Origin of the sequence: Pseudomonas pharyngis, from assembly GCF_021602345.1 — a bacterium.
Taxonomy (GTDB): Bacteria; Pseudomonadota; Gammaproteobacteria; order Pseudomonadales; family Pseudomonadaceae; genus Aquipseudomonas; species Aquipseudomonas pharyngis.
Window position 1 is genome coordinate 62,961 of sequence record NZ_BQID01000006.1, and the last position, 25,069, is coordinate 88,029.

The following is a 25,069-nucleotide window of genomic DNA, read 5'->3' on the forward strand; positions in this document are numbered from 1 at the left end:
AAGTACAACGCATGAAGCGAATGGCCGGACTTTCCGCACTTGCCTTGATTATCTCCAGCACCAGTGGCTGCGGATGGATCTGGGGCCCGGAAGGTTATTTCCGTGACCGTGGTAGCGATTACCTGGAAGCGCAACAGACTGCACCGATGCAACTGCCACCGGACGTCAGCACCTCCAAGCGCCTGGATCCGCTGCTGCCGATCCCGCGCAACGTGGCCGACGACACCGCCAAGGGTGAGTACATCGTTCCGCGCCCTCAACCACTGTCGACCGTTGCCGACGCCAGCGACTACTCGCTGCAGAAGAGCGGTGATTCGCGTTGGGTCATGGCCCAGCACCCACCGGCCGAAGTCTGGCCAGTGGCGGTGCAGTACTTCCAGGACAACGGTTTCCGTCTGGATGAACAGCGCCCGCAAACCGGCGAATTCACCACCACCTGGCAGCATTCCGACGAACTGTCCGCCGCCATGGCCAAGCGCCTGAGCGCCGCCGGCGTCAGCACCGACAGTGAAACCCGCGTGCGGGTGCGCATCGAACCGGGCGTGCAGCGCAACACCAGTGAAGTCTATGTGGTCAGCGCCGAGCGTCCTGCCGGCAGCACCGCCAATGTCGATTTCACCAACCGTTCGGTCAACACCGGTCTCGACGCTGCGCTGGTCGACGACATGCTCGCGAGCATGAGCCGTACCTCCGAGAAGGGTGGTTCGGTGTCGATGCTGGCTTCGCGTGATTTCGATACCCCGAGCCGTGTCAGCCTGAGCGAAGACGGCAGCGGCAACCCGGTACTCAACGTCGGTACGGACCTGGATCGTGCCTGGTCGAGCGTCGGTCGTGCGCTGGAGCAGGGCGAATGGCGCGTTGAAGACATCAACCGTAGCCTCGGTCTCTACTACATCAACTTGTCCGAAAAGGCCGAGAAGAAAGACGAGAAGCCTGGTTTCTTCAGCAGCCTGTTCGGCAGCGCGCCGACCAAGGAAGAAGTTGAAGCCCGCGCCGAGCGTTATCAGGTTCGCCTGAGCAAGGTCGGCGAGAACGTTCAGGTGACCGTCGAGAAAAACATCAACACCGTTGCGCCGGCCGATGTGGCCCGCAAAGTGTTGAGCGTGATTCAGGACAATCTGGGCTGATCCAATGCGTTTTGCCGTTCTCGGCAGCGGTAGCCAAGGGAACGGCACGCTGATCGCCAGTGCTGATACGTATGTGCTGGTGGATTGTGGTTTTTCCCTGCGGGAAACCGAAAAACGCCTGTTGCGCCTGGGTGTGAACCCGGCGCAACTGAGCGCGATACTCGTAACCCACGAACATGCCGACCACGTGCATGGCGTGGGTTTGCTGTCTCGGCGCTACAATCTGCCTGTCTACCTCAGTCGCGGCACACTGCGCGGGATGCGCAAACCGATTGAACCTGCCGGTTTCGTGACCGGTGGCGAGCAGTTGCAGATCGGTGCTCTGAACATCGGGGTCATTGCCGTGGCCCATGATGCGCAGGAACCGACCCAGTACGTATTCAGCGATCAAGAGCAGCGGCGCTTCGGCCTGCTGACCGACCTGGGTTCATACTGCGAGCGGGTGCTGGACGGCTATCGGGACCTCGATGCGTTGATGATCGAGTCCAACCATTGTCGCGACATGCTGGCCCGTGGTCATTACCCGTACTTTCTCAAGCAGCGGGTGGGTGGCGAACTGGGACATTTGAACAACCATCAGGCGGCATTCCTGGTGGCCGAGTTGGGCTGGCAAGGCCTGCAACATCTGGTCCTGGCCCATCTGAGCAGCAAGAACAACCTGCCGCAGCTGGCCCGGCAATGTTTTGTCGACACCCTCGGGTGCGACCCGGACTGGCTGCAACTGGCCGATCAAGATTCAGGGCTCGACTGGCGCCACATCGCCTAGCCCATCTACTTAGCAAGCGGAGCCCATCATGGAAAAACGTGAAGAACTCTACCGCGGCAAAGCCAAATCGGTTTACAAGACCGACGACGCTGACCGCTTGATCCTGCTGTTTCGCAACGACACTTCGGCGTTCGACGGCAAGCGCATCGAGCAGCTCGACCGCAAAGGCATGGTGAACAACAAGTTCAACGCCTTCATCATGCAGAAACTCGAAGCGGCCGGCATTCCGACCCAATTCGACAAGCTGCTGGCCGACAACGAAGTGCTGGTGAAAAAACTCGACATGATCCCAGTCGAGTGCGTCGTGCGTAACTACGCTGCCGGCAGCCTGGTCAAGCGTTTGGGCGTCGAGGAGGGCATGAAGCTCAACCCGTACACCTTCGAACTGTTCCTGAAGGACGACGCCAAGGGCGACCCGTTCATCAACGAATCCCACGTCGTGGCCTTCGGCTGGGGCACCGCCGAGCAACTGGCGCGCATGAAAGAACTGTCGCTCAAGGTCAACGAAGTCCTGAGCAAACTGTTCGACGACGCAGGCCTGCTGCTGGTGGACTTCAAGCTTGAATTCGGCGTGTTCAGCGACGGCTCCATCGTCCTGGGCGACGAGTTCAGCCCGGACGGCTGCCGTCTGTGGGACAAGGACACCAAGAAGAAGATGGACAAGGACCGCTTCCGTCAGGGCCTCGGTGACGTCATCGAAGCCTACGAAGAAGTCGCCAACCGTCTGGGCGTACCGCTTTAATCGACGCAAGCATCTGATAGCACGGAAAAAATTTCGTCTGGGGGTTTCCCATTCAGCGAAAGTGTTGTTATGATGCGCGCCGTTGGAGAGATGCCAGAGTGGCCGAATGGGACGGATTCGAAATCCGTTGTACCTTCACCGGTACCTAGGGTTCGAATCCCTATCTCTCCGCCATACATAGAAAAACCCCGTAGCTGAGAAGCTACGGGGTTTTTTCGTTTCTGATCCGGCGCAATTCGACACCCAACTACTTCTGCCCCAAATCCACCACCTCCCAACTATCATCCGGATCAAACCGCTTCATCGCCTTCGCCACCTTCTCCCCATCCGGCCCGAGGTCCTTCTGAAACACCTGTCCTTCATGGCTGATCATGAAGCTCATCACCCCGGTGTCGGCATACTTCGCTGGCCAGGCGATCAAGGCGAACCCGCGGCTCATCTTGTCTCCAATCAGATAGCTGTAAGCGCCGCCCGGGGCTGACGGGCCTTGGGCGTCGAGGATGCGGAAGTGGTAGCCGTGCCAGTCTTCGTCGTTGATGGCCTGGCCGAAGGCGGGGCCGAGGGGGCTGATCTGGCCGCTGTCGTCTTCTGGCCAATAGAGGCCGTCGTGTTTGCCGGGGGAGCTGAAGATTTTCTGTGCGTATTCGAGGGCGCCGTCGCCGTCGCGGTCTTCCGAGGCGTAGTCCATTTGCGCGTCGTGATAGGCCAGCGCCGATTGCACCGCCGCCAGTTCGTTACGGCCGATGCGGCGGGCGCGGATTTCGACCCGGGCGGCTTTCATGTCGAAGCGCCAGCCGGTTTTGTCTTTGATGAGCGGGATGGGCAGCGTCCAGTGAGCGGGTCCGACGGAGAGCACTGCTTTGCTTTCGCCAATCTTTTCCAGAGTGTGCTGTTCGCGGTATTGCTGCAGGAAGGCATCGACATCGCTGCGCTGCACGCCCTCACGGGGGATGAAACTGTGCCATTCCTCGCCCAGCAGTTCGGTCAGGCGTTTTTGGTCGGCGTGTTGCGTACCGAGGGCTTCGACGAAGGCATCAGCGGCTTTTTCCGGGGTTGGAAATACTTGCTGGGCCGAGGCGAAGGTCGAGAATGCGAGGCCGGCAGCGAGGGTCAGGCAGTTCCTGAGCAGAGAATGGATGTTCATCGACGGCCACCTCCTCTCTGACGCATGCCCCCACCGGATGGCCGGCTGATCTGATGTCCGGCGGCGCGGGAGGTATTGGGACGTTGCGCAGAAATCTGGCTGGCCCGGCCGCGATCGGCCTGGACTCGGGTTTGTGACGGGGAACGCGCGCCGGCGAAGGCGTTGTTTCGTGCGCTGCCTGCTGCGGGTCGGGCTTGAGATGCACGCGTTTCACGTTGATTGACGCCGGGCTGGCGCGCCTCCCGCGTGTTGCCTTGAGCGCGGTCGGCGGCTCGGGGCCTGTCCGCACCGCCTTGTAGTCGGTTGCCGGCATTGGCGGATTGCGCTTCGCGGACTTGATTGCGGGCTTCCCGATTGCTGGTGGCGGGACGTTCGATACCGGCCCTGTCCATCGAACTGCGCGCCCGTTCCCGAGCCTGCGCCCGCTGCGCGTTGTCCCCGCGATAGGCATCACGCTGAGCCGCACCGTCCAGCTGCCGGCCATACTGGGCGCGACTGCGGTTGTCACGATAGGGTACGCCATCGCGATGCACGGTGTTGTGCTGCCACTTGTTCTGGTTGTTGGCGATGCGGTTATTGCCGTTGATATTGTTGTAACGGTTCACATCGATGTCGATGTCGTTATTGCCCCAGTCGCAGTCACCCCACAACGACGCGACGACCGCCACGCCCGTGCCGAAGGCCAGCCCGGCCACCAGTGCCTGACCCGGGTAGTAAGCGGGCGGCGGCGGGTAATACACCGGCGGCGAGGCCGGATAAGGCCAGGTGCCGTAAGTGGTGGTCGGGTTATAGGTCGGGACGTAGACCACCTGCGGATCGGCGGGCTGAATGATGATGGTCGTGTTGTCGGCCGGCTTGGTTGACCCGGAAGAGATGGGCGGCGTTACGTTCTGCACCGTCACATTCTGATATTGATTGCTCTGTAGATTGCCCGCCGTCTGGGCCTGACGCCGCAAGCGCTGAACGCCGGCCATGAGTTCGTCAGGCTGGGCCAGGAAGGCATCCCCCAGACGCTGCACCCAGACCGGATCCTGCCCCAGTGTCGCCAGGACCTGCGGAAACGCCACCAAGGCCTGCACGCTCGGGTCCCACGTCTGACTGGCCACTTGCTTGACCGCGTCATCGCCCTTGGCATCCGGATGGGCCTTGGACCAGGTCACGGCTTCGGCGACTTCTCCCGGATAGGTGGCGGCCATCAGCACTTGAGCGAGCAGTGGATCGGGATACAGCGCAATCGACGCGAGCATCTGGTCGAGCTGCTCCGTGGTAAACACGGCATCTTTGGCCGGCGCGGTGGCAGCCGCCGGTGCCGCAGGCGCATCGGCGGCCTGCACCAGGACCGGTGCAGCGCTCAAGGCGAGCATGAGCGACGCGGCACGCAAGAGCGAACTGTGCATGACCTCTTCCCCACATCCAGATGGCAGGTTTGCAACACGCGAGGCATCAACGGCCGACATCGGAAGCTGCGCCGTGATGGAGAATGGTTGGCGATTGGCGTTCCGTCAAAAACTGCACAGGCTTTTTCGCAATAAGCACGTTGCCTGAGCGTTACCGCCCGTTTGCTTGCATTTTGCGATAAATGACTAAACTTTCCGGTTCCAGGTCATGCATTGCCGACGAGCCTGGCTGTCGTTCCAACCCGAGAGGTCTGGTCATGGCAAAGGGAAAGAAGAAAGACTCGCCCCGAGAAAAACCTGACGAACATACAAAACTGTCGAACAAGGACTACCTTGCCGAGTTGCGCCGCCTGCATGTCGAACTGGTGAAAATGCAGGAGTGGGTCAAGGCCGAAGGCATCAAGATCTGCATCATCTTCGAAGGCCGCGACGGTGCGGGCAAGGGTGGCACCATCAAGGCGCTGACCGAGCGGGTCAGCCCGCGAGTCTTTCGCGTCATCGCGTTGCCGGCCCCGACCGATCGCGAGAAGAGCCAGATGTACCTGCAGCGCTATCTGCCGCATTTGCCGGCGGCCGGCGAAGTGGTGATCTTCGATCGCAGTTGGTACAACCGCGCCGGTGTCGAGCGGGTGATGGGTTTTTGCACGGACAAACAGGTCGACAAGTTTCTCAAGACCGTGCCGCTGGTGGAGCGCGCAGTTGTCGGTTCGGGGGTGATCCTGCTCAAGTACTGGCTGAATGTCAGTCAGGAAGAACAGACCCGGCGCCTGGAGGCGCGCATTGTCGACGGTCGCAAGATCTGGAAGCTGTCGCCGATGGACCTCAAGTCCTACAGCCGCTGGTATGACTACTCCCGGGCGCGGGACGACATGATCGAAGCGACCGACACCGATTACGCTCCATGGCTGGTGGCCAACTCGAACGACAAACGTCGGGCGCGGCTCAATATCATCTCGGATCTGCTCAGTCGCATCCCCTACAAGGAGGTGCCGCGAGAAAAGGTGACCTTGCCCAAACGGCAGAAACCGGGCGGTTATAAAGAGTCGGATTATCCGTTCAGGCACATTCCCGAGAGGTTCTGAAACCGCATTCGTTCAGTCGCCGGAGCTGCCAATACAGGCAGCCCGGCGTCTTGGGTTTTCCTCAGATCTCCTTGACCGGTGTCTCACCCTTCACACCTTTGATCAACTCGATCACATGCAGACAATCCGCCTTGTTCACGTACGATTCGCCACTGGCGACCGTCTCGTGATTCCCCGCCCTTAATCTCCAGCGCCATTGGCCTTTACCGGTGCTCGGGGTGCCTTTGGATTGCCTGTAAATCTCGAAATACATTCAATTCGCTCCATGCGATGCGTTTGTGCGACAACCTGTCGCTTCGACGCAAGCCTAGCGGAGCGCGGTTTTTTGGCTATCGAGGATTTGTTTCCAATCGTTGGAGAATGTTTCCGTCAGGTGCGGGGCAGAGCGTCGGGATCGACCTTTGGATTGGCAGGTACGTCCTCGCGGCGCCCTTGCATGACCTGGTTGGGTGCTGCTTAATACGGCGAGGCTCATGGCGTCGAATCCGTTTCGGCGACCCACCAACACTATAAGAAAAGAGCACTCCATTGACCCATCCGCACGGAACACAACACGTGGGCCCCGTGAAGTTGTCGCTGGTGATCCCCGTATTCAACGAAGAGGACAGCCTCGACGGTTTTCTCCTGCGCATTCGGCAAGTATTCGAGCGAGAGGCGTTGGTCGAACTGGAGCTGGTGTTCGTCAATGACGGCAGTTCCGATACAACACTGGAGCGCTTGCTGCACTGCCAGCAGAGCGACTCGCGCATCCGTATCGTCGATCTGAGCCGCAATTTCGGCAAGGAGGCGGCGCTTTCCGCCGGTCTGCAGATCTGCACTGGGCAGATCGTGGTGCCGATCGATGTAGATTTGCAGGATCCGCCCGAGGTCATTTTGCAAATGATCGAGCGTTGGCGTGAAGGATTCGAGGTGGTGCTCGGCCATCGCCTTAGCCGGCGCAACGACACTTGGGCCAAGCAAACTTCCGCCAGTTGGTTCTATCGCCTGCACAACAAAATTGCCGAACAGTCATTGCCGGAAAACGTCGGTGATTTCCGGCTGATGGATCGCTGTGTGGTCGATGCGCTGCTGACCTTGCCCGAGTCCCGGCGCTTCATGAAAGGCCTGTTCGCCTGGGTCGGTTTTCGCACCACCCAGGTCGAGTACGAACGCCCGGAGCGGGCGGCGGGGCAGAGTAAGTTCAATGGCTGGCGACTGTGGAATTTCGCCCTCGAAGGCATCACCAGTTTCAGCACCGAACCGTTGCGGATCTGGACGTATCTGGGGGCGCTGGTCTCTCTGGTGTCGTTCGCCTTTGCGATGTTCATTGTGCTGCGCACGCTCATTCATGGCGTTGACTTGCCCGGTTACGCCTCGCTGATGGTGGCCGTGACGTTTCTCGGCGGTTTGCAGTTGATCGGCATCGGCGTGCTTGGCGAGTATCTGGGCCGCACTTATATCGAAGCGAAGCGCCGGCCGGTTTTCCTGGTGCGCCGCATTTACGAATCCAAGGACTGAAGCATGGATCTCAAGGAAACCGACATCCTCGGCGACAGCATCGGCGAGCATTGGTATTACTGCTCCAAAGCGGCCGCCACCCGCCGCTTGCTGGGTGAAGCGCCGATCAAACGAATTCTCGACGTCGGCGCCGGTTCAGGATTCTTCTCCCATCATTTGTTGACCCACACGGCGGCGCGCGAAGCGTGGTGCGTGGACATCAGCTACCCGGCCGATTCGAGCGCCACCACCGCCGGCAAACCGGTGCATTACCGTCGCTCGATCGACAACGTCGACGCTGATCTGGTGCTGCTGATGGATGTGTTGGAGCACGTTGATGACGACCTCGGCCTGCTCAAATCCTACGTCGACAAAGTGCCGTCCGGCAGTCGCTTTCTGATGACCGTGCCGGCGTTCCAGTTCATGTGGAGCGGGCACGATGACTTCCTCGAACACAAGCGTCGCTACACCCTGGGACAATTCGAAGCCCTGACCGCGGATGCCGGATTGACGGTGGAGCGGGGCGCCTATTACTTCGGCGCGGTCTTCCCGCTTGCGCTGGCGTCGCGCCTGATACCCGGTGGCATTCGGGGTTCGGCCCCGCGCTCGCAGCTGAAAAAACACCATCCGTTGGTCAATATGCTGCTGAAAACCCTGTGCAGTCTTGAGCTGCCGTTGATGGGTATCAACCGCCTCGCTGGTCTGAGTGTCTTCGTGCTGGCGCGCAAACCGTGACACCCACCGAAAGATCCGCCTTGATCCAGCGCGGCTTGCGCTTCGCCGTGACCGGTCTGTTTGTCACGGCGCTGCACGCGCTGGTGGCGGTGCTGTTCATCAACTTCGTCAGCCCCCTGCCTCCGTTGGCCAACGGTGTGGCTTTTATTGTGGCGACGTTGGTGTCCTACGTGATCAACACCACCTGGAGTTTTTCGGCCCGACTGCACGGTAAAACCCTGCTGCGTTTCATGCTGGTTTCGGCGGGTGGCTTTCTGTTGGCGATGTTCGTGGCCTGGGCGGCACAGATGGCAGGGCTGCACTATCTCGCCGGAATCGGTGCCGTGGCGCTGACGATTCCGGCATTCACCTTCGTACTGCATAACTTCTGGACGTATCGATGAAGGACTCACAGGAGCACCCGGCACTTTCCCTGTTGCCATTGTTTTTGGGTGCTCTGGTGTTTTTTCTGGTGGTCGGACCGCAAGCGCTGAACCCGCAGAACATTGCCTGGCTGGAGCAGGGCGATCCGGCCACGCATTATCTGGGCTGGGCGTTTTTCCGACATTCACCGTGGACTTTCCCGCTCGGGCTCAATCCGTCATATGGATGGGAACTGGGTAGCGCGATCATTTTTTCCGACTCCAATCCACTACTGGCGCTGTTGTTCAAACCATTCAGTGCCTGGTTGCCGGACACCTTTCAGTATTTCGGATTGTGGCTGCTGGCCTGCTGTGTCCTGCAGGCCTGGTTTGGCTGGAAACTGATGGGGCTGATGACGGCCAATCCCGTGATTCGACTACTGGGTGCCGGGCTGCTGGTGTTCTCGCCAGCGATGTTCTTGCGCATGGGCGGGCATCTTTCACTGGCCGGCCATTTCCTGATCCTGGCTGCGTTATACCTCGCGCTGTTGCCGAACCTGCGCCGACGGCGCTTGGCCTGGGGCACCTTGCTGGCGGTGACGGCATGGGTGCACGCCTATCTGCTGGCCATGGTTGCGCTGATCTGGGTGGCGGATTTGCTGGGCAAGACATTCAATCAGTCACTGGCCCGGCGTCAGGGTTTGATCGAGGGCGGCATGCTTTTCGCCCTGGTGAGCGTGTGTTGCTGGCAGGCCGGGTACTTCAGCATTGCCGATGGCGCGGCCTCCGGTGGGTTCGGTTTGTACCGGATGAATCTGCTGTCGCCTGTCGATCCGGCCGGCTGGTCCCTGATTCTGTCTGGTCTGCCAAAAGGAGAAGGAGATTACGAAGGTTTCAACTACTTCGGCCTGGGCGTTCTGTTGCTGGTGCCGCCGGCTTTTTTGGCCTGGCTGCGTAACCGGCATTCCTTGAAGGATGAAGTACGTGCTCGTCCATGGCTGTTGCTGGCCATGCTCGGTTTATGGCTGTTCGCGCTGTCGAACCGAATAGGCATTGGCGCGTTGACGTTCGAGTACCCGCTGCCGGATGGCGTCATTGCCCTGGCAAGTATTTTTCGGGCCTCGGGGCGGATGTTCTGGCCGGTGTTGTATGCCTGCGTCCTGACCATGATTTTCCTGGTGATACGCGGTTACCGGCCACGCATCGCCATCGCTCTGCTTGCCGTCGTGTTGTTGATCCAGGTTGCCGACACCCGTGGTGGATGGATGGCTATCAGGCAGGGGAAAATGCTCGCGCCGTCATCGGTCTGGAGTAGCCCGATGGTTGATCCCTTCTGGGCCAGTGCTGCTGCGCGTTACACCAATGTGCGCAGTTTGATGCCGCAGAACCAGGGCGAACGCTGGCAGCTGATCGCCGGTTTCGCAGCGACCCACGGGCTGAAAACCGATGCGGTGTATCTGGGGCGTATGAGCACTTCGGCGCTGCTGTTGGCACAGCAGAAAGCACAGGCGATGCTCGAATCCGGGCAGTACGACCCAGACTCGTTGTACCTGCTGGACGACAATGCGCTGGTCGACGCTGCAAAAAACATCAACAGTGAAACCGATCTGTTGACGCGCGTGGACGGGGTAGCGGTTCTGGCGCCTGGCTGGAAGCGCTGCAGGGAATGCCTGCAGATGCCTGATGAAGGGCAGCAGATATTGCTCACGCCGCTCACTCGTCCAGGGCAAACGCTCACCTTCAACTATCGCAACCGACAACTGACCGGCGGCTGGTCGAAGCCGGAAAGCTGGGGGACGTGGACGGAAGGACAACAGGCGAAAATCCAATTGAGAGTATTGCCACCGGCACGCTCGATCGTGATCGACGCGTTGGCTTTCATCTCGCCCACGCACCCCGGCCAGCGGGTGATCGTCAGCCTGAATGGCCAACAGGTACTGGATACCCGTTTGACGCAGTTTCAAGGCAACCGCCTGGAGATTCCGATCAGTGCCGCGCTCAACCAGCGCCTCGGGAGGGATGACCGGCTCGACATCGAATTGCAGCTGCCGGATGCCGTCAGCCCTCGGCAGCTGGGTATCAACGACGATTCGCGGATTATGGGCCTGGGGCTGAAGACGTTAACGGTGCAATGACGCAGCGTTTCGATGGACGCCGCCCCCACGGCCTTTCTACACTTCCGCCATCTGGGGATCGGGGGGCAATGGATGAACCGCAATGAACTTCGCAAGGCCGACATCAACCTGATGGTGGTGTTCGAGACCTTGATGCTCGAACGCAACGTGACGCGGGCCGCCGAGAAGCTGTTTCTCGGCCAGCCGACCATCAGCTCGGCGCTCAACCGTCTGCGCACCCTGCTTAACGATCCGTTGTTCATTCGCGTTGGCCATCGCATGGAGCCGACTGCCCGTGCCGAAGACATTTATCGCCATCTCAAGCCCGCGCTCGATTCGCTGTCGGTGGCGCTGAGCCTGACTCGTGATTTCGACCCCGCCGTCAGCACCATGACGTTTCGCATCGGCCTGTCGGACGACGTCGAATTCGGCCTGCTGCCGCCGCTTTTGCGCGCCTTGCGTCAGGAGGCGCCGAGCGTGGTTTTCGTCGTACAGCATGTCGATTACTGGCGGATTCCCGACTTGCTGGCGGCGGGCGATATCACCGTCGGCATCAGCCAGACCCGCGGCCTTCCAGCCAATGCCAAGCGCAAACTGCTGCGGCACATTCAGCCGAGCATCCTGCGTGCCGACAAGTCCGAGACGCCGCTGACCCTCGATGAATATTGCGCACGTCCTCACGTGCTGGTTTCCCACACTGCGAATGTCAGCGGCTACGCCGATGAGTGGCTGGCAGACATCGGCCGCACCCGTCAGGTGGTGTTGTCGGTGCCGCAATACAGTTCGTTGCCGGCGCTGCTGGCGGGCACCGATCTGATCGCCAGCCTGCCGGATTACACCGCCGACGCCATGGCCGCTTCCGGGTTCTTGTTCAAGGAGCCGTTCCCGTTCAAGACCCCGACCCTCGACCTGTCGATGGTCTGGCTCAGCCACGTCGACAGCGATCCGGCGGAGCGCTGGCTGCGTTCGCGGCTGGAGCAATTCATGAGTGAGCGGCCGGTGATGTCATCGTTGGAGTGAGTCAGACGATGCTGTGTTATATCTACGGCCTTTTTGCCGAACCTCTGGAGCACTGACATGCCACACCTGCACCTGGAATACACCGCCAACCTGCCGCAACTGAACGCCGACGTGGCGTTGATCCGGCTCAACAACACGCTGGTGGGTTCCGGTCAATTCTCGGCGGAGTTCGATATCAAGAGTCGTGCCACCAAGGTTGAAACCTTCAAGGTCGGCACCGCCATGAACGAGCGCGCCTTTGTGGCGGTAAGGCTGGCGCTGTTCAGCGGTCGTTCCTCCGAGATCAAGACGCAACTTTCGCAGAGCCTGTTGGCGGTAATGCAGGATCTGTGTGAATGGCCGGCCGGGGTTGAGGTGCAGTTGAGTGTGGAGTTGCTCGACATTGACCGAGGGGGCTACAACAAGATCGCCATCGGCGTGTAGAACTCAGGCCGTTTCCAGCTCCGCGCAGGTCTTGATGACCTGCTCGCGCAGCCAGAGGTTGGCGCTGTCCTGATCGACGTTGTGGCTCCACTGCATGTCGAGGGTGAACCCCGGCAGACCATTCGGCGCCTCGCAATGGTTGAACACCGCGTCGTTGGTCAGCAAACGCTGGATACGCCGGGGCAGGGTGAGGATGAAATCGGTGCCGGTGATCATCTTCAACGCCGCGCTGTAACTGTTGGAGCGGGCGACGATCTGGCGTTTCTGCGCCTGGCGCGCCAGCCAGCCATCGACCATGTTGGTGGTCGACGTCCACGGTGTCGGGAACACATGCCGGCGTTCGGTGAAGGCTTGCAGGCTCAGGCGCGGTTCCAGCGGCGTGGCGCGTTTGTCGAAGACGCAGACCAGGTCATCTTCCAGCAGCATGCGTGATTTCAGATCGGCGTGGCTGCGATGGAAGTGTGGGCCGAAGCAGATCACCAGATCGAGGCTGCCGTCGCGCAGCTCTTCGACCGGCACGTCGGTTTCGAACTTGTGCATGTTGACCATCACCGGCAAGTCATCGAAGTCGAAGCGCTTCAACATTCGCGGCAGGATCAGTTGTTCGAAGTACTCCGGCGCGCAGATGTTGAAGGTCACCGGTTGCGCCATCGGGTCGAAGGTCGGGGCGCCGGCGTGGCACAGGTTGATGCTTTCGAGGATTTTCTGCACATGGCCGTACATGCTGCTGGCCTTGTAGGTCGGGCGCATGCCCGTGCGGGTGTTGACGAACAATTCGTCTTCGAAGCTGGTGCGCAGTTTTTTCAGGCAGTAGCTGACGGTGGACTGGCTGACGAACAGCGCCTCTGACACATCGGTGACGCTGCTTTGCTCATACACGGCGACAAACACCATGAGATCCTGCATGTCGAGCTTTCTAAGCAAGTTACTGTTCAGCATCCGTTCTGTCTCGCTGTGCTCCTTGCGCCGAATCCGCGCAAACGTGTGCGCATGATCGTAACGGAACGATGGTGCCAGGAGAAAGCCCTGTAGGACGTTTCACGGTCAGTTGTGGGACAGAAAGTTTTAGTAACACGACGTGCCCAATCAAGCCCGGCAAAGATGGCCAGAAGCCTTTATCCAGACGGGTCGGCCAGATTAACCCATGTGCCGCGCGTAATGCCGCGGGTTGAAACGCGGCACCATCAGCAGCATCAGCGCCATCACCGCCGTCAATGACCACCAGGCCCATTCGAAGCTGCCCAGTCGATCGCGAACCATCCCGGCCATCAACGGCGAGAGCCCGGCAATCAGGTAGCCGATGCCTTGGACGAATGCGGTCAGCCCGCCGGCCCGTTGCGGTTCGTCGAGGTGATCGAGGGATACGATCAGGCTCATCGGAAACAGTCCGCCGATGCCTAGCCCGAGCAGGCAGGGCCACAGCAGGCTCAGGTGCTGCGGGCTGAGGATCAGACCCAGGAATCCGGCGATGATCAATCCGAGCAGAGCGCCGAGCACCAGGCGTCGGTCACGGCTGCGATTGGCGATGGCGGGCACCACCAGCCCGGAAATCACCTCCATGGCCGTCAGAAAACCCAGCATCAGGCCGGCGTTTTGTTCGCTCCAGCCTTTTTCCACGTAGTACGGCGCCAACCAGGCGAGCACGCAGGTGTAGGACGCGGTGCCCAGACCGAAGAAGATCGCGAGCAACCAGGCGCGAGAATTCGTGAAGAAAGATTCTTTTCTGACGACGGTCCGGATGGTGTCCGGTGACGTGTCGCGGGTTGTCCACCACACAGGAATGGCGAGCAGTGCCAAAACCGCCCAGACCGCCAGACCTGCCCGCCAGTTGCCGGTCTGCATCAACACCCACGGTGCAAACGAAGCCGCCAGCGCCGCGCCGCCCATGATCGAGGTGACGTAAAGCCCCATGCACAGCGCCACGTTGTCGGGAAACCGCGATTTGATCAGCGCTGGCATCAAGGCCTGGATCAGTGCAATGCCGATCCCGGCCAGCACGGCGCTGGCGATCAATTCCCCCGCCGAGTCGAGAAACAACCGCGACAGCGTTGCCACGCCAATGATCAGCAACGACAGCAGCACCGTGCGTTGTTCACCAAGGCGCTGGCTGACCGCCATGCCGAAGAACATCGCCAGCCCCATCGCCATCACCGGCAGCAGCGTCAGCAACGCTGCGAGGCTGAAACTCAGCGGCATATCGCCGCGAATGGCCGAGAGCAAAGGACCCACCGCCGCCATCGACGGGCGCAAATTGAGGGCGACCAGGATGATGCCGAGCATCAGCCAGACAGCGGGGCGGGCAGCGGCGCGAACGTGTTCCATCTTCAGACCTTTGAACCAGAGGCTGTCGATTAGGCGGGCAGGCGAGCGGGGCGGCAAATCAGAAAGTCGGGAGCGCTATCGAGAAATTCGATACGGCGTTTTCGTTGCCCGCGACTGAACCACAGCTGAATCATTCTCAAATACGCTGCAAGTTTCATGGTTATTTCATGTGCCAACTAATCGTTGGCTTCTTTTTCACAAAAAATTGATGGTTGCCTGCATAAAGTTTGTGTGGTCTGAGTCAATGAAATTTTCACAATTGACGACGGCACTTATTTCAAGGAAATCGCCCCTCGCCATGTTCAAGTTAAAAGCCGTGCGCCCGGAATGGGTGACGTTGTTTGCCAGCGCCTTTCTTTTGACCGGATTCAATTTCGTTCTCTGGCAACACCTGTTCGACATCACCGCTGCGGACGGCAAGGGCATTGCCATGCGCATTGCGTTCGGGGTGATGATCTTCGCGGCGTATAACATCGTGTTGACGTTGCTGGCGTTTCGACCCGTATTGAAACCCGTATTGACGTTGTTGTTCATGGTCAGTGCCGGCGTGGCGTATTTCATGAGCCAATACGGGGTCATGATCGATGCCGGCATGTTTCGCAACTTTGCCGAAACCAACGCCACGGAAGTTCGCGACCTGCTGTCTTTGAAGTTGCTGGCTTATATCGTTTTTCTGGGTGTCTTGCCGTCCTGGTTGTTGTGGAAAGTTCCAGTCAACTATCGTCGCTGGCATCGCGAGTTATTAAGTAAAGTTGTGGTGAGTGTCGCGTCGGTTGCCGTCATTGGCGGCGTGGCGCTGGCCAACTATCAGGGGTTGTCCTCGCTGTTTCGCAATCACCACGAAATTCGCCTGATGCTGGTGCCGAGCAACTACATCGGTGCTTCGGCCGGTTATCTGCGCGAGCAGGTGGCTTCGGCGCAGCAACCTTTTGTCACGATCGGCGAAGACGCCCAGCGCAATGCCGCCGTGCAGAATCATCCGCGCAAATCCCTGACGGTGCTGGTGGTGGGGGAAAGTGCCCGGGCGGAAAACTTCGGCATCCTCGGTTATAACCGCGACACCACGCCCAAACTGGACAAGGAAGCCGGCCTGATCGCCTTCACCGACGTGCATTCCTGCGGCACGGAAACCGCTGTGTCGGTGCCGTGCATGTTCTCCAACATGGGCCGCAAGGACTACGACGCCAGCAAGGCGAAAAATGAGGAAGGGCTGCTGGACGTGCTGAAACGGGCCGGGATCGACGTGATCTGGCGCGACAACCAGTCCGGCTGTAAAGGCACCTGCGATCGCGTCACCCTGCAGGACGTCAGCAACCTCAAGGATCCGGCGCTGTGCGCCAACAGCGAGTGCCGCGACGAAATCCTGTTGCAGGGCCTGCAAAGTTTCATCGATCACCTGGACAAGGACACCGTGCTGGTCCTGCATCAGATGGGCAGCCACGGCCCGGAGTATTTCAAGCGTTATCCGAAGGAATACGAACACTTCACCCCGGTGTGTGAAAGCAACGCGCTGAACAATTGCAGCCGCGAGAGCATCGTCAACGGGTACGACAATACGCTGGTGTACACCGACCATGTGCTGTCGAGCCTGATCGACGTACTGCGCAGCAATCAGGACAAGGTCGATACCGCCATGCTGTACCTGTCCGACCATGGCGAATCCCTGGGCGAATACAACCTGTTCCTCCACGGCACACCGTACATGCTGGCGCCGGAGCAACAGAAACACGTAGCGATGCTGGCGTGGTTCTCCGACAGCTATCAGAAGTCCTACTCGGTCGACACCCATTGCCTGCAAATGAGCCGCGACAAGCCGCTGAGCCAGGACAATCTGTTCCACTCGATGCTCGGACTGCTGGAAGTGCAGAGCAAGGTGTACCAGCAGGATCTGGACCTGTTTGCCGGCTGCCGGGGCGCGGTGATCGACGGCGTGTTGGCCAAGGACTGAGCCGGCAGACTCACTCTGTAAGACTATTCTTTCCCTCAGGCAGGAGATTTCATCAAGCTCTTGCCCTGTAGAGGCGCGGAAAGCGCCGGTGGCGATATATACTGCGCGCCATTCTTGAAGGGAGAGCCGTGTGGCCATCGATATTCACTGGATTCGCGACAACGATAGCCTCGCGCAGTTTTGCGCCGAGTGGCAGCAGCTGCCGTTCGTTGCCCTCGACACCGAATTCATGCGGGTCGACACCTTCTACCCGATTGCCGGGCTGTTGCAGGTCGGCGACGGCAAACGCGCCTACCTGATCGACCCGCTGACCATCAACGCCTGGCAACCCTTGGCCGCGTTGCTGGAAAACCCGGCGGTGCTCAAAGTCCTGCACGCCTGCAGCGAAGACCTTGAAGTCCTGCTGCGCCTGACCGGCAGCCTGCCGGCGCCGCTGTTCGACACGCAACTGGCCGCTGCCTACCTGAACATCGGGTTCTCGATGGGCTATTCGCGTCTGGTGCAGGAAGTGCTCGGCATCGAACTGCCGAAGGGTGAAACCCGTTCCGACTGGCTGCAGCGTCCGTTGTCCGACACGCAAATCAGCTATGCCGCCGAAGACGCCGTGCATCTGGCGGAGGTTTTCGTACAGCTGCGTCCGAAACTGTCCGACGACAAATACGCCTGGGTACTGGAGGATGGCGCCGAACTGGTTGCCAACCTGCGCCGCGAGACCGATCCGTACGAGGTGTATCGCGAGGCCAAACTGGCGTGGAAACTGTCCCGCGCCCAACTGGCCGTGCTGCGCGAACTGTGTGCCTGGCGTGAGCGCGAGGCCCGCGCCCGCGACCTGCCGCGCAATCGCATCGTGCGTGAACACTCGCTGTGGCCGCTGGCCCGGACCCAACCGGACAACCTCAGCGCGCTGGGCAAGATCGAAGACATGCACCCGCGTACCGTGCGTCAGGACGGCGAGTTTCTGCTTGATCTGATCAAGCGCTCTGGCAGTGTGGGGCCAGATCAATGGCCGCCAGCCGTACCGGAGCCGTTGCCGATCGAAGCCGCCGCGCTGATCAAACAGCTGCGGGCGCTCGGTCAGGCCGAAGCCGAACGTCTGGGCATCGCGCCGGAACTGATGCTGCGCAAGAAAACCCTCGAAGCGCTGGTCAAAAGCGGCTTCCCCGAGGGCCCTTACCAATTGCCTGATTCGCTGCGTGGCTGGCGCCGCGAATTGATGGGCCAGAAGCTGCTCGACAGCCTGGCCACCGCCGGAGAACAGCCTTGAAACGTATTTGTTCCATTTATCAAAGTTCGAAGAAAAGCGGCATGTACCTTTACGTGCTCAAAAGCGATGCGCTGGAGCGCGTGCCGGAAGGCCTGATGGCGGCGTTCGGCAAGGCGAAGCATTCCTTCGATCTGGTGCTGACCCCCGAGCGCAAGCTGGCCAGCGAAGACATTGCCGTGGTCCTGGAAAACCTCGAAAAGCAGGGCTATCACCTGCAAATGCCACCGGCCGAGGAAGAGTACATCGAGCACTTGCCCGAAGAGTTGCTGCGACGCAACGACCCGGTCTGATCCGCGAGGCCCTGTCCTGGGCCTCTGGTAACCCCTGGAACGGTTTTTACGGCGACGGCTGCCACGAAGTGGACGGCCGCCTGCACGGTTTGCGAAAGGTTTGAAGATGCGCGTTCTGATTGCTGAACACGACCACGCGATATACGCCCGACTGCTGCGTCAGGCGGCCCCCGAGCTTGAAGTGCTGACCAGTGGCGACTCCGCCGAACTGGCCCGCCAGGCTGCCGATTGCCCGGTGTGGCTGGGCCAGCCGGATCTGTTGGCGACCCTGTTGCGTCAGGGCCACGAGCCACAATGGCTGCAATCGACCTGGGCGGGCATCACGCCGCTGCTGGCCGACGGCCTGCGCCGGGATTACCGCCTGACCCGGGCGGTCGGCATTTTCGGTCAGGTGATGGCCGAGTACGTGCTGACCTACATGCTCGGCCACGAGCGCGAAGTGCTGGCGCGGCTGGTCAGCCAGGTCGAGCGCAAGTGGGACAACCGCACCGGCCAGAGTCTGGTCGGGCGCAAGGTGCTGATCGTCGGCACCGGTGACATCGGCCAGAGCGTGGCGCAGTTCCTGCTGCCGTTCGGCGTCGAGTTGTATGGCATCGCCAGCAGCGCCCGCGAACAGGCGCCGTTTGTCGAAGTCGGTTCGATGGCGGACTTGCCGCGTCTGGTCGGTGAAGTGGATTACGTGGTCAATCTGCTGCCCAACACCGAGCACACCCACGATATCTACGACGCGGCGCTGTTCAAGCAATTCAAGCCGACCGGTTTGTTCATCAACGCCGGACGCGGTGTGGCGGTGGTCGATGCAGATCTGGTCGAAGCATTGAAGGAAGGCCATCTGGCCGGCGCGGTGATCGACGTCTGCCGTCAGGAGCCGCTGCCGCAACGGCACCCATTCTGGACCGCGTGGGGCTTGCTGCTGACCGGGCACAGCTCGGCGCCGACCTCGCCGCCGATGATGGTGCAGTTGTTTCTGGACAACTTGCGGGCGTATCAGGCGGGAGAGGCGTTGCGCGGGGAAGTGGATTTCGCACGCGGTTACTGACTACAGAGATCGTTCCCACGCTCCGCGTGGGAATGCAGCCCGTGACGCTCCGCGTCACTGGAGGCGGAGCGTCCCTTGAGGCATTCCCACGCAGAGCGTGGGAACGATCTGCAGTGTGGCTTAGAGGGTGAAATCGCCTTCAGCCGCCAGTTCGCTCAGCGGACGACGCGGGCTCGGCGTTTCCCGTGCTTGCAGGTATTCGGCCAGGGTTGCCTTGTCACCCAGCTTGCCCACCGCCACGGCGGCATGCAGCGCGTAACCTTGCGGAATGTTCAGCTCCTTGCGGGTCAGCTCCTGATCGAAGCCGGCCATGCCGTGGGTGTGCCAGCCGCTCAGGCTCGCTTGCAGCGCCAGATGGCCCCACGCCGAACCGGTGTCGAAGGTGTGCCACAGCGCTGGCGTTTCTTCGGTGGCGCCCGGTGCAGTGAAGGTGGTTTTCGAAATCACGATCACCAGCGCCGAAGCGTGCTGTGCCCAGCTGCGGTTGAATTCATTGAGCAGGCCCAGGTAACGCTCCCAGTTGGGCGTGTCGCGACGGGCGTAGAGAAAACGCCACGGCTGCGAGTTGTACGCCGATGGCGCCCAGCGTGCAGCTTCGAAGAAGCTCAGCAGGGTTTCTTCCGGGATCGCTTCGCCGGTGAAGGCGCGGGGCGACCAGCGATCGGTGAACTGCGGGTGAATGGCGTATTCGGCAACGCGAGGGTTGGCACTCATCGAAAGATTCCTTGCTACGTTTGAGGACAGGTTGGAAGCGAAACCCGGCGGGATCAGTTGGGCTGAACGATGGGGTTGTGGCGCAAGCCTGCAGTTCACCGGATGCGACGCGGTCGAGCGTTAATGGTATCCGGCAAAGGCCTGGTGTGACCGGCAAAGCTACTTGGCCGTGCAAAAACTGACAAGCCCCGCACAACCGGCAGTCGCCAGCGCTTGGCCCACGGGGCCTTGGGCACTAGACTGGCGGCCTTTTCACCACCTGATGTTGATGCTTGAGCCATGGCCGCCAAAGTCGAACCGTTCTGGATACGCAAAACCCTCGATCAACTCGATCACGAGGAATGGGAATCGCTGTGCGACGGTTGCGGCCTGTGCTGCCTGCAAAAGCTCGAGGATGAAGAAGACAACAGCGTCTATTACACGCGCATCGCCTGCAAACTGCTGGACCTGAAAACCTGCCAGTGCAGCGATTACCCGAACCGCATGCAGTTTGTCCCGGACTGCATTCAGCTCACTCCGGGCCAGGCCGAAGAGTTCAAATGGCTGCCGCCGACCTGCGGTTATCGGCTGGTCAGCGAAGGCAAGGACCTGCCGCTTTGGCATCACCTGGTCTGCGGTGATCGCGACGCGGTACACCACGAACGGATTTCCCAGTCCGGGCGCATGCTCGCCGAAGGCAGCGTGCCGGAAGACGACTGGGAAGATCACCTGATTTTTCGCGCAGGCTGACGATTGAGCAAGGAGCAGGTATGGCGACGGGATTGCGCCGGGCGCTGATCGTCACGCTGCTGGCGCTGAGTGCGCCGGTGTGGGCGGCGAAGAAAGTCGATCTGGATTATCAGGTACGCCTGCTGCCGCAGAGCGATCAGGCCGAGGTACGACTGACCCTCGCCAAAGGCGAAGTGGTGCGCAGCCTGGATTTCGACCTCGGCGACGGCAGTCACTACAGCGACTTCAAGGCCGACGGTCAGTGGCAACTGACACCGGGCAAACCGGCGCGCGGGGTCTGGCGCCCGACGGCGGACAAGGCCAGCCTGACCTATCGCGTACGCATCAGCCACGGCCGCAAGAACGGCAGCTTCGACACGCGCATGACCCCGACCTGGGCGCTGATGCGTGGCGATGAACTGGTGCCGCCAGCCAGGCTCGATCAGCAGGACGGCATCGAGCTGGTCGCACGCCTGCACTTCGAATTGCCCGACGGCTGGAAAAGCGTCGAAACCGCCTGGCCGCGCATCGGCAAGAACAAATTCCGTATCGACAATCCGTCACGCCTGTTCGACCGCCCGACCGGCTGGATGCTCGCCGGCCACCTCGGCAGCCGCCGCACGCGGTTGGGCGAAACCGAAGTCACCGTGGCCTCGCCGCAAGGGCAGGGCATGCGCCGGATGGACGTGCTGACGCTGCTGACGTTTGTCTGGCCGCAGGTGCAGGCGGTGTTTCCCCGCCACCCGAGCAAACTGCTGATCGTCGGCGCCAATGACCCGATGTGGCGCGGCAGCCTAGCGGCGCGGGAGTCGATCTACCTCAACACGCGCTTGCCGCTGGTCAGCGAAAGCGGCAGCAGTGCCTTGGTGCGCGAACTGGCACAGGTGTTCGGGCGGATCAACGACGAACAGCGCAGCGACTGGATCAGCGAAGGGTTCGCCGAGTATTACGCCATTGAACTGGTGCGCCGTGCCGGCGGCATGAGTGACGAGCGTTATCAGAGCTTGCAGGCGAAACTGGCCAAGGACAGTCAGAAAGTCACGACCCTGCGCGGCGAGCAGATCAGCCCGGCGCAGGTGGCGAAAGCGGTGTTGCTATTGCAGGAGCTGGACGGCGAGATTCGCCTGAAGACCCGCAACAAGCGCTCGCTGGATGACGTGCTGCGCGGGGCGATGCATCTGGGGACGGTGGACACAAAAGAGTTTGTGCAACTCGCCGAAAGCATTCTCGGCGAGTCGTCCAAGGTCCTTGATAGCGGGTTGCTTCGGTAGCGGTCAAACCCCGGCTTTCGGCGATTTCACCGAGTCATTGCCGGTCACGGTGGCGGTGTTGGTCGCCGCCTCGGCATTGGCCTTGAGCTTGCTCAGCTCTTCACCGGCCCGCTCGATCTTCGCCCGCACGTTGTTCATGTCCTGACGGCTTTTCTCCAGCAGGCTTTTCACCGAGCTGTGGCCGGTGATGCCGCGGGCCATGGCCACGCCGCCAATCGCCACCTGAATCAGCCCGAATACGCCGCCACGGCGCAGGCCCTTGCCGACCATGATCACGCCGCCGGCCAGCGAACCGATGCGCTCCCAGCCTTCGACGTTCTGCTCAGGACGGCTCTGAAACGGGGTGGATTCGATACGTTCGACGCGTTTGAGCTCGGTCATGATCTTTCTCCAGGCAATGAGTAATGGATAAACAAGCTGACTGCGCAGGCGGTCAGCTCGTTCCATCGGATGTGCGGCGTTTCAGCGGAATTTCGGTCCGGAGCGGGTGTTCAGGCCTTTGGCCATGCGGTCGTAGAGCACGACGTTGACCGTGGCGGCGAGATTCATGCAGCCGGTGGTCGGGATGTACACGACGTCTTCGCACCAGTCGCGGATCTCCTGATCCAGCGAGCCGTCTTCGGGGCCGAAGATGTAAAGGGCGCGATCGGGGTGGGTGTATTCCGGCAGCGGGCGAGCGCCGTCGACCAGTTCCACGGCGACCGGGACGCAATTGAGCGGCAGGATCTTTTTCAGGTCGTCGATGCCGATCAGCGGGATGTCGTAGTGCACGCGCTTGGTATCGGTGACGAAATCGGCGGCGCGCTCATAGCGCTTGCCGGTGTAGAACACGGTCGACACGCCGTAGCAGCCTGCGGCGCGCATCACCGAACCGACGTTTTCCGGTGATTTGGGGTTATACAAACCAATGCAGCTGTACCGTTTGTCTGCCACGAGCGGGGTGCCTTCGGGAAAAAGAGGGCGATTATACGGGGATTGGGGGAGGGCGGGCAGATTCAAGACTTTTAGTGCCTGTCCCGGCCCATTCGCGGGCAAGCCCGCTCCCACAGGTTTCTCTGGTGTACTCAGAATTTGTGATCGGCTGAGATCACTGTGGGAGCGGGCTTGCCCGCGAAGAGGCCGGTGTGGCCAATGAAGATCTTCAGTCTTCTTTCTTCATCAACCCCGCCAGCGCCGCAAACGGATTGTGCGTAGCCTTGGCGATTTTCGGCGTGCTCAGCGAGCCTTCGCCGAAGTACTGCTGGTCGGTGTAGCGCGAGTGTTCGTTGTCGTGGCAGTACAGGCACAGCAGCTCCCAGTTGGAACCGTCCTGCGGGTTGTTGTCGTGGTTGTGGTCGCGGTGATGCACGGTCAGCTCGCTCAGGCGCTTGCCGGAAAACTCACGGGCGCAGCGGCCGCAAACGTGCGGGTACATCTTCAGGGCCTTGTCGCGGTAGCCCATTTCCTTGTCGCGCTGGTTGTCGGCGAGGATGCGATCCAGCTTCGAGGTGTTGGTCGGGGTGGACGAACTCATGGGTTCACCTTTGCAGAAGACTAATGACGGTTATGGGGGCAAGTTTAGCTCAGCCCTTGAGCTTCTCGGCAATCCAGATCGTGTGGCGCGTGCCCTTGTTGCCGTGGGCGAAGACCTGGACTTCCTCGGCCGTGAAACCGGCCTTCTTCAATTTGTCGGAAAACTGCCGGTCGGCGCTGGCCGACCACACCGCCAGCACGCCTTTGGGTCGCATCGCCTTGGCGCACGCGGCCAGGCCTGCGGCGGAATACAGCCAGCTGTTGGCCTTCTGGGTCAGGCCTTCGGGGCCGTTGTCGACGTCGAGCATGATCGCGTCGAAGCCGTTCGGCTCGCTTTGCAGCACCTTGGCCACGTCTTCCTGACGAATCACCGTGCGCGGGTCGAGTAGCGGACGCCCGGACTTTTCACCGAGCGGGCCGCGGTTCCACTCGACCACGCCGGGCACCAGCTCGGCGACCACCACTTCGGCGCTCTTGCCCAGGTGCTTGAGCGCGGAGGCAAGGGTGAAGCCCATGCCCAGACCGCCGATCAGCACCCGCGAGTTCGGCCGGCCGGCGACCTTGCGGCACGGGATCTCGGCCAGCGCGTCTTCGGAGCCGTGCATGCGGGTGTTCATCAATTGGCCGCCGTCACCGCCCTGGATCTTGATGACGAAGTCCTCGCCATACTCGAACAGGCACAGGGCGCCGCCGTTGTCAGGGATCGGCGTGGTGTCGAGCAGAACGAAACGTTTCATGGAAATCTCTACAGGGGGGAAGGCAAGCCGGCGCGTTGGGAGTAGCCTGAAGGCAGACTTCAGGCCAACGGAGCCCTTGATGAAGCGCACCATTCTAACGGTCATTACCCTGGCCGCGCTCTCGATAACTGCCGGACAGGCGCAACAGACGATTCCCGTCAGCCCCACACCGCAACCGGGCTCGCCCGGCACCGCGACGCCAACCCCGTATCCGCAGATCAGCCCGGTGCCGATTCCCAAGGCCGGCCCCGGCAGTGGCGGCCCGCCGCTGGTGCCGATCGAAATGCCCAGCCCGCCGACCAAGGATCAGCCATTGCCGGGCCTGGAACAGAACGACAGTAAACCCAAATCCCCGGGGGGCTAGATCTGCTGGGCGGCGAGCTGGCCGTCGGCCATGCGCAGGCGTTTGGAGAGGGAGACGGCGAGGGCGCGGATGATCTTGGCGGCGATCTTCGGTGCGTCGTTGAGCATTTTTTCCAGCGAATCCTTGCCGAGGTTGAGCAACTGACAGTTGCTCGCCGCCACGCAAGTCGCTGAACGGCGTTCGCCGTCGAGCACGGCCATCTCACCGAACGCCCGACCGCTGCGCAGGGTGGCCATGGTCACGACCTGGCCGTCGCCACCGGTTTTCTGCACGGCCACTTGGCCGGTGTGGATGATGCACATGAAACTGCCGGCATCGCCTTCGCGAAAGATCGCTTCGCCTTCAGCCACGGTGCTGATGCTGAAGTAACCCGAAGCGGCGGCAAAATCCGCCAGCTGCAATTGATCGAACAGGCCGCAGTCCATCAGCCAGTCGCGGATTTCGTTGTTCAGTAGGGTGGGTTCTGACATGTCGTGCGGTCTTTTTTTTGTGTCGGGTGGCAGGCTCGCCACCGGGGGCCGATCTGCTTATCG

The 25,069-nt window shown here is 60.9% G+C and carries 28 protein-coding genes and 1 tRNA gene; 18 read left to right on the plus strand and 11 right to left on the minus strand.

From position 1 onward, the window contains the following. Nucleotides 1–11 precede the first annotated feature (11 nt). The 4 genes from bamC (at nt 12) to L6D74_RS14080 (ending at nt 2,809) form a co-directional block, all read left to right on the plus strand. Entirely contained in the window at nt 12–1,127 is a 1,116-nt protein-coding gene (bamC, locus tag L6D74_RS14065; RefSeq protein ID WP_011332910.1) for an outer membrane protein assembly factor BamC, read from the plus strand. Nucleotides 1,128–1,131: 4 nt separating this feature from the next. Continuing rightward, nucleotides 1,132–1,893 (plus strand): MBL fold metallo-hydrolase, encoded by a 762-nt coding sequence (locus L6D74_RS14070; RefSeq protein WP_011332911.1) that lies wholly within the window; start codon nt 1,132–1,134, stop codon nt 1,891–1,893. 28 nt (nt 1,894–1,921) lie between these two features. After that, on the plus strand, nt 1,922–2,635 hold the full coding sequence (purC, locus tag L6D74_RS14075; RefSeq protein ID WP_007958019.1) for a phosphoribosylaminoimidazolesuccinocarboxamide synthase: 714 nt from the start codon (nt 1,922–1,924) through the stop codon (nt 2,633–2,635). A gap of 84 nt (nt 2,636–2,719) precedes the next feature. After that, nucleotides 2,720–2,809, plus strand: a tRNA-Ser gene (locus tag L6D74_RS14080). 73 nt (nt 2,810–2,882) lie between these two features. On the opposite strand, the gene L6D74_RS14085 is transcribed toward L6D74_RS14080, so the two are convergent. Together L6D74_RS14085 and L6D74_RS14090 are read right to left on the minus strand one after the other, a co-directional pair. After that, nucleotides 2,883–3,779: a DUF2950 domain-containing protein gene (locus L6D74_RS14085; protein WP_236189571.1), complete on the minus strand. Its 897-nt coding sequence runs from the start codon at nt 3,777–3,779 to the stop codon at nt 2,883–2,885. After that, nucleotides 3,776–5,176, minus strand: a complete 1,401-nt coding sequence (locus L6D74_RS14090) for a DUF3300 domain-containing protein (RefSeq protein WP_236189572.1) — start codon at nt 5,174–5,176, stop codon at nt 3,776–3,778. The genes L6D74_RS14085 and L6D74_RS14090 overlap by 4 nt, the downstream gene beginning before the upstream one ends. A gap of 257 nt (nt 5,177–5,433) precedes the next feature. Here L6D74_RS14090 and ppk2 point away from each other — a divergent pair, with 257 nt between their 5' ends. After that, nucleotides 5,434–6,258 (plus strand): polyphosphate kinase 2, encoded by an 825-nt coding sequence (gene ppk2 / locus L6D74_RS14095; protein WP_236189573.1) that lies wholly within the window; start codon nt 5,434–5,436, stop codon nt 6,256–6,258. A gap of 61 nt (nt 6,259–6,319) precedes the next feature. On the opposite strand, the gene L6D74_RS14100 is transcribed toward ppk2, so the two are convergent. Further along, the gene (locus tag L6D74_RS14100; RefSeq protein WP_039772660.1) at nt 6,320–6,511 is read right to left on the minus strand and encodes a YegP family protein; all 192 of its coding nucleotides are present in this window, start codon (nt 6,509–6,511) and stop codon (nt 6,320–6,322) included. A gap of 275 nt (nt 6,512–6,786) precedes the next feature. Between L6D74_RS14100 and L6D74_RS14105 the strand changes: the two genes are divergently transcribed. The 6 genes from L6D74_RS14105 (at nt 6,787) to L6D74_RS14130 (ending at nt 12,367) form a co-directional block, all read left to right on the plus strand. After that, nucleotides 6,787–7,755, plus strand: coding sequence for a glycosyltransferase family 2 protein (locus tag L6D74_RS14105; RefSeq protein ID WP_236189574.1), 969 nt, complete (start codon nt 6,787–6,789; stop codon nt 7,753–7,755). A 3-nt stretch (nt 7,756–7,758) separates the two neighbouring features. Further along, nucleotides 7,759–8,469: a class I SAM-dependent methyltransferase gene (locus tag L6D74_RS14110; protein WP_236189576.1), complete on the plus strand. Its 711-nt coding sequence runs from the start codon at nt 7,759–7,761 to the stop codon at nt 8,467–8,469. Next, nucleotides 8,466–8,852, plus strand: coding sequence for a GtrA family protein (locus tag L6D74_RS14115; protein ID WP_064594141.1), 387 nt, complete (start codon nt 8,466–8,468; stop codon nt 8,850–8,852). Before L6D74_RS14110 ends, L6D74_RS14115 begins: the two co-directional genes overlap by 4 nt. Beyond that, nucleotides 8,849–10,945, plus strand: a complete 2,097-nt coding sequence (locus L6D74_RS14120; RefSeq protein WP_236189577.1) for a DUF6311 domain-containing protein — start codon at nt 8,849–8,851, stop codon at nt 10,943–10,945. Before L6D74_RS14115 ends, L6D74_RS14120 begins: the two co-directional genes overlap by 4 nt. Nucleotides 10,946–11,017: 72 nt before the next feature. Continuing rightward, nucleotides 11,018–11,944, plus strand: a complete 927-nt coding sequence (locus tag L6D74_RS14125; protein ID WP_236189578.1) for a LysR substrate-binding domain-containing protein — start codon at nt 11,018–11,020, stop codon at nt 11,942–11,944. A gap of 57 nt (nt 11,945–12,001) precedes the next feature. After that, a complete protein-coding gene (locus tag L6D74_RS14130; RefSeq protein ID WP_236189579.1) occupies nt 12,002–12,367 on the plus strand; it encodes a 5-carboxymethyl-2-hydroxymuconate Delta-isomerase in 366 nt (121 codons plus the stop codon). Between the two features lie 3 nt (nt 12,368–12,370). Here L6D74_RS14130 and L6D74_RS14135 read toward each other — a convergent pair whose 3' ends face one another. Both L6D74_RS14135 and L6D74_RS14140 read right to left on the minus strand, forming a co-directional pair. Further along, nucleotides 12,371–13,306 carry a LysR family transcriptional regulator gene (locus L6D74_RS14135; RefSeq protein ID WP_064594151.1) on the minus strand — a complete coding sequence of 312 codons (936 nt, stop codon included), beginning with the start codon at nt 13,304–13,306 and terminating at the stop codon, nt 12,371–12,373. 198 nt (nt 13,307–13,504) lie between these two features. Next, entirely contained in the window at nt 13,505–14,689 is a 1,185-nt protein-coding gene (locus L6D74_RS14140; RefSeq protein ID WP_236189580.1) for a cyanate transporter, read from the minus strand. Between the two features lie 298 nt (nt 14,690–14,987). On the opposite strand from L6D74_RS14140, the gene L6D74_RS14145 reads away from it, so the two are divergent. From L6D74_RS14145 to L6D74_RS14160, 4 genes are all read left to right on the plus strand, one after another. Further along, complete coding sequence (locus L6D74_RS14145; RefSeq protein WP_221398926.1) at nt 14,988–16,637, plus strand: phosphoethanolamine transferase; 1,650 nt, start codon at nt 14,988–14,990, stop codon at nt 16,635–16,637. A 130-nt stretch (nt 16,638–16,767) separates the two neighbouring features. Further along, the gene (rnd, locus tag L6D74_RS14150; RefSeq protein WP_236189581.1) at nt 16,768–17,901 is read left to right on the plus strand and encodes a ribonuclease D; all 1,134 of its coding nucleotides are present in this window, start codon (nt 16,768–16,770) and stop codon (nt 17,899–17,901) included. Further along, nucleotides 17,898–18,191 carry a YcgL domain-containing protein gene (locus L6D74_RS14155; RefSeq protein ID WP_007958052.1) on the plus strand — a complete coding sequence of 98 codons (294 nt, stop codon included), beginning with the start codon at nt 17,898–17,900 and terminating at the stop codon, nt 18,189–18,191. Before rnd ends, L6D74_RS14155 begins: the two co-directional genes overlap by 4 nt. Before the next feature lie 106 nt (nt 18,192–18,297). Then, nucleotides 18,298–19,230: a D-2-hydroxyacid dehydrogenase gene (locus L6D74_RS14160; protein ID WP_085648592.1), complete on the plus strand. Its 933-nt coding sequence runs from the start codon at nt 18,298–18,300 to the stop codon at nt 19,228–19,230. A 120-nt stretch (nt 19,231–19,350) separates the two neighbouring features. Here L6D74_RS14160 and L6D74_RS14165 read toward each other — a convergent pair whose 3' ends face one another. Further along, the gene (locus L6D74_RS14165; protein ID WP_103386836.1) at nt 19,351–19,944 is read right to left on the minus strand and encodes a nitroreductase family protein; all 594 of its coding nucleotides are present in this window, start codon (nt 19,942–19,944) and stop codon (nt 19,351–19,353) included. A 279-nt stretch (nt 19,945–20,223) separates the two neighbouring features. Here L6D74_RS14165 and L6D74_RS14170 point away from each other — a divergent pair, with 279 nt between their 5' ends. Both L6D74_RS14170 and L6D74_RS14175 read left to right on the plus strand, forming a co-directional pair. Continuing rightward, nucleotides 20,224–20,673 carry a YcgN family cysteine cluster protein gene (locus L6D74_RS14170; protein WP_064594159.1) on the plus strand — a complete coding sequence of 150 codons (450 nt, stop codon included), beginning with the start codon at nt 20,224–20,226 and terminating at the stop codon, nt 20,671–20,673. Between the two features lie 20 nt (nt 20,674–20,693). Then, complete coding sequence (locus tag L6D74_RS14175) at nt 20,694–21,923, plus strand: hypothetical protein (RefSeq protein WP_236189583.1); 1,230 nt, start codon at nt 20,694–20,696, stop codon at nt 21,921–21,923. 3 nt (nt 21,924–21,926) lie between these two features. On the opposite strand, the gene L6D74_RS14180 is transcribed toward L6D74_RS14175, so the two are convergent. The 4 genes from L6D74_RS14180 to L6D74_RS14195 form a co-directional block, all read right to left on the minus strand. After that, nucleotides 21,927–22,304: a YgaP family membrane protein gene (locus L6D74_RS14180; RefSeq protein WP_039772634.1), complete on the minus strand. Its 378-nt coding sequence runs from the start codon at nt 22,302–22,304 to the stop codon at nt 21,927–21,929. 81 nt (nt 22,305–22,385) lie between these two features. Continuing rightward, nucleotides 22,386–22,856: an RNA methyltransferase gene (locus L6D74_RS14185; protein WP_007958066.1), complete on the minus strand. Its 471-nt coding sequence runs from the start codon at nt 22,854–22,856 to the stop codon at nt 22,386–22,388. Nucleotides 22,857–23,064: 208 nt separating this feature from the next. After that, on the minus strand, nt 23,065–23,436 hold the full coding sequence (locus L6D74_RS14190) for a YajD family HNH nuclease (protein ID WP_007944009.1): 372 nt from the start codon (nt 23,434–23,436) through the stop codon (nt 23,065–23,067). Between the two features lie 49 nt (nt 23,437–23,485). Then, nucleotides 23,486–24,172, minus strand: a complete 687-nt coding sequence (locus tag L6D74_RS14195; RefSeq protein ID WP_236189585.1) for a spermine/spermidine synthase domain-containing protein — start codon at nt 24,170–24,172, stop codon at nt 23,486–23,488. A gap of 79 nt (nt 24,173–24,251) precedes the next feature. On the opposite strand from L6D74_RS14195, the gene L6D74_RS14200 reads away from it, so the two are divergent. Continuing rightward, nucleotides 24,252–24,536: a hypothetical protein gene (locus L6D74_RS14200; protein WP_064594163.1), complete on the plus strand. Its 285-nt coding sequence runs from the start codon at nt 24,252–24,254 to the stop codon at nt 24,534–24,536. Here the strand turns inward: L6D74_RS14200 and L6D74_RS14205 are convergent. Then, a complete protein-coding gene (locus tag L6D74_RS14205) occupies nt 24,533–25,006 on the minus strand; it encodes a cyclic nucleotide-binding domain-containing protein (protein ID WP_007956482.1) in 474 nt (157 codons plus the stop codon). The two genes, L6D74_RS14200 and L6D74_RS14205, sit on opposite strands and share 4 nt — an antisense overlap. Nucleotides 25,007–25,069: the final 63 nt, after the last annotated feature.

What these genes read in the sequence shown, in the direction of transcription:
- bamC (WP_011332910.1), top strand. Translation starts at nt 12, where the DNA reads ATGAAGCGAATGGCCGGACTTTCCGCACTTGCCTTGATTATCTCCAGC.
- L6D74_RS14070 (WP_011332911.1), top strand. Translation starts at nt 1,132, where the DNA reads ATGCGTTTTGCCGTTCTCGGCAGCGGTAGCCAAGGGAACGGCACGCTG.
- purC (WP_007958019.1), top strand. Translation starts at nt 1,922, where the DNA reads ATGGAAAAACGTGAAGAACTCTACCGCGGCAAAGCCAAATCGGTTTAC.
- L6D74_RS14085 (WP_236189571.1), bottom strand. Translation starts at nt 3,779, where the DNA reads ATGAACATCCATTCTCTGCTCAGGAACTGCCTGACCCTCGCTGCCGGC.
- L6D74_RS14090 (WP_236189572.1), bottom strand. Translation starts at nt 5,176, where the DNA reads ATGCACAGTTCGCTCTTGCGTGCCGCGTCGCTCATGCTCGCCTTGAGC.
- ppk2 (WP_236189573.1), top strand. Translation starts at nt 5,434, where the DNA reads ATGGCAAAGGGAAAGAAGAAAGACTCGCCCCGAGAAAAACCTGACGAA.
- L6D74_RS14100 (WP_039772660.1), bottom strand. Translation starts at nt 6,511, where the DNA reads ATGTATTTCGAGATTTACAGGCAATCCAAAGGCACCCCGAGCACCGGT.
- L6D74_RS14110 (WP_236189576.1), top strand. Translation starts at nt 7,759, where the DNA reads ATGGATCTCAAGGAAACCGACATCCTCGGCGACAGCATCGGCGAGCAT.
- L6D74_RS14120 (WP_236189577.1), top strand. Translation starts at nt 8,849, where the DNA reads ATGAAGGACTCACAGGAGCACCCGGCACTTTCCCTGTTGCCATTGTTT.
- L6D74_RS14125 (WP_236189578.1), top strand. Translation starts at nt 11,018, where the DNA reads ATGAACCGCAATGAACTTCGCAAGGCCGACATCAACCTGATGGTGGTG.
- L6D74_RS14130 (WP_236189579.1), top strand. Translation starts at nt 12,002, where the DNA reads ATGCCACACCTGCACCTGGAATACACCGCCAACCTGCCGCAACTGAAC.
- L6D74_RS14135 (WP_064594151.1), bottom strand. Translation starts at nt 13,306, where the DNA reads ATGCTGAACAGTAACTTGCTTAGAAAGCTCGACATGCAGGATCTCATG.
- L6D74_RS14140 (WP_236189580.1), bottom strand. Translation starts at nt 14,689, where the DNA reads ATGGAACACGTTCGCGCCGCTGCCCGCCCCGCTGTCTGGCTGATGCTC.
- L6D74_RS14145 (WP_221398926.1), top strand. Translation starts at nt 14,988, where the DNA reads ATGTTCAAGTTAAAAGCCGTGCGCCCGGAATGGGTGACGTTGTTTGCC.
- L6D74_RS14160 (WP_085648592.1), top strand. Translation starts at nt 18,298, where the DNA reads ATGCGCGTTCTGATTGCTGAACACGACCACGCGATATACGCCCGACTG.
- L6D74_RS14165 (WP_103386836.1), bottom strand. Translation starts at nt 19,944, where the DNA reads ATGAGTGCCAACCCTCGCGTTGCCGAATACGCCATTCACCCGCAGTTC.
- L6D74_RS14170 (WP_064594159.1), top strand. Translation starts at nt 20,224, where the DNA reads ATGGCCGCCAAAGTCGAACCGTTCTGGATACGCAAAACCCTCGATCAA.
- L6D74_RS14175 (WP_236189583.1), top strand. Translation starts at nt 20,694, where the DNA reads ATGGCGACGGGATTGCGCCGGGCGCTGATCGTCACGCTGCTGGCGCTG.
- L6D74_RS14180 (WP_039772634.1), bottom strand. Translation starts at nt 22,304, where the DNA reads ATGACCGAGCTCAAACGCGTCGAACGTATCGAATCCACCCCGTTTCAG.
- L6D74_RS14190 (WP_007944009.1), bottom strand. Translation starts at nt 23,436, where the DNA reads ATGAGTTCGTCCACCCCGACCAACACCTCGAAGCTGGATCGCATCCTC.
- L6D74_RS14195 (WP_236189585.1), bottom strand. Translation starts at nt 24,172, where the DNA reads ATGAAACGTTTCGTTCTGCTCGACACCACGCCGATCCCTGACAACGGC.
- L6D74_RS14200 (WP_064594163.1), top strand. Translation starts at nt 24,252, where the DNA reads ATGAAGCGCACCATTCTAACGGTCATTACCCTGGCCGCGCTCTCGATA.
- L6D74_RS14205 (WP_007956482.1), bottom strand. Translation starts at nt 25,006, where the DNA reads ATGTCAGAACCCACCCTACTGAACAACGAAATCCGCGACTGGCTGATG.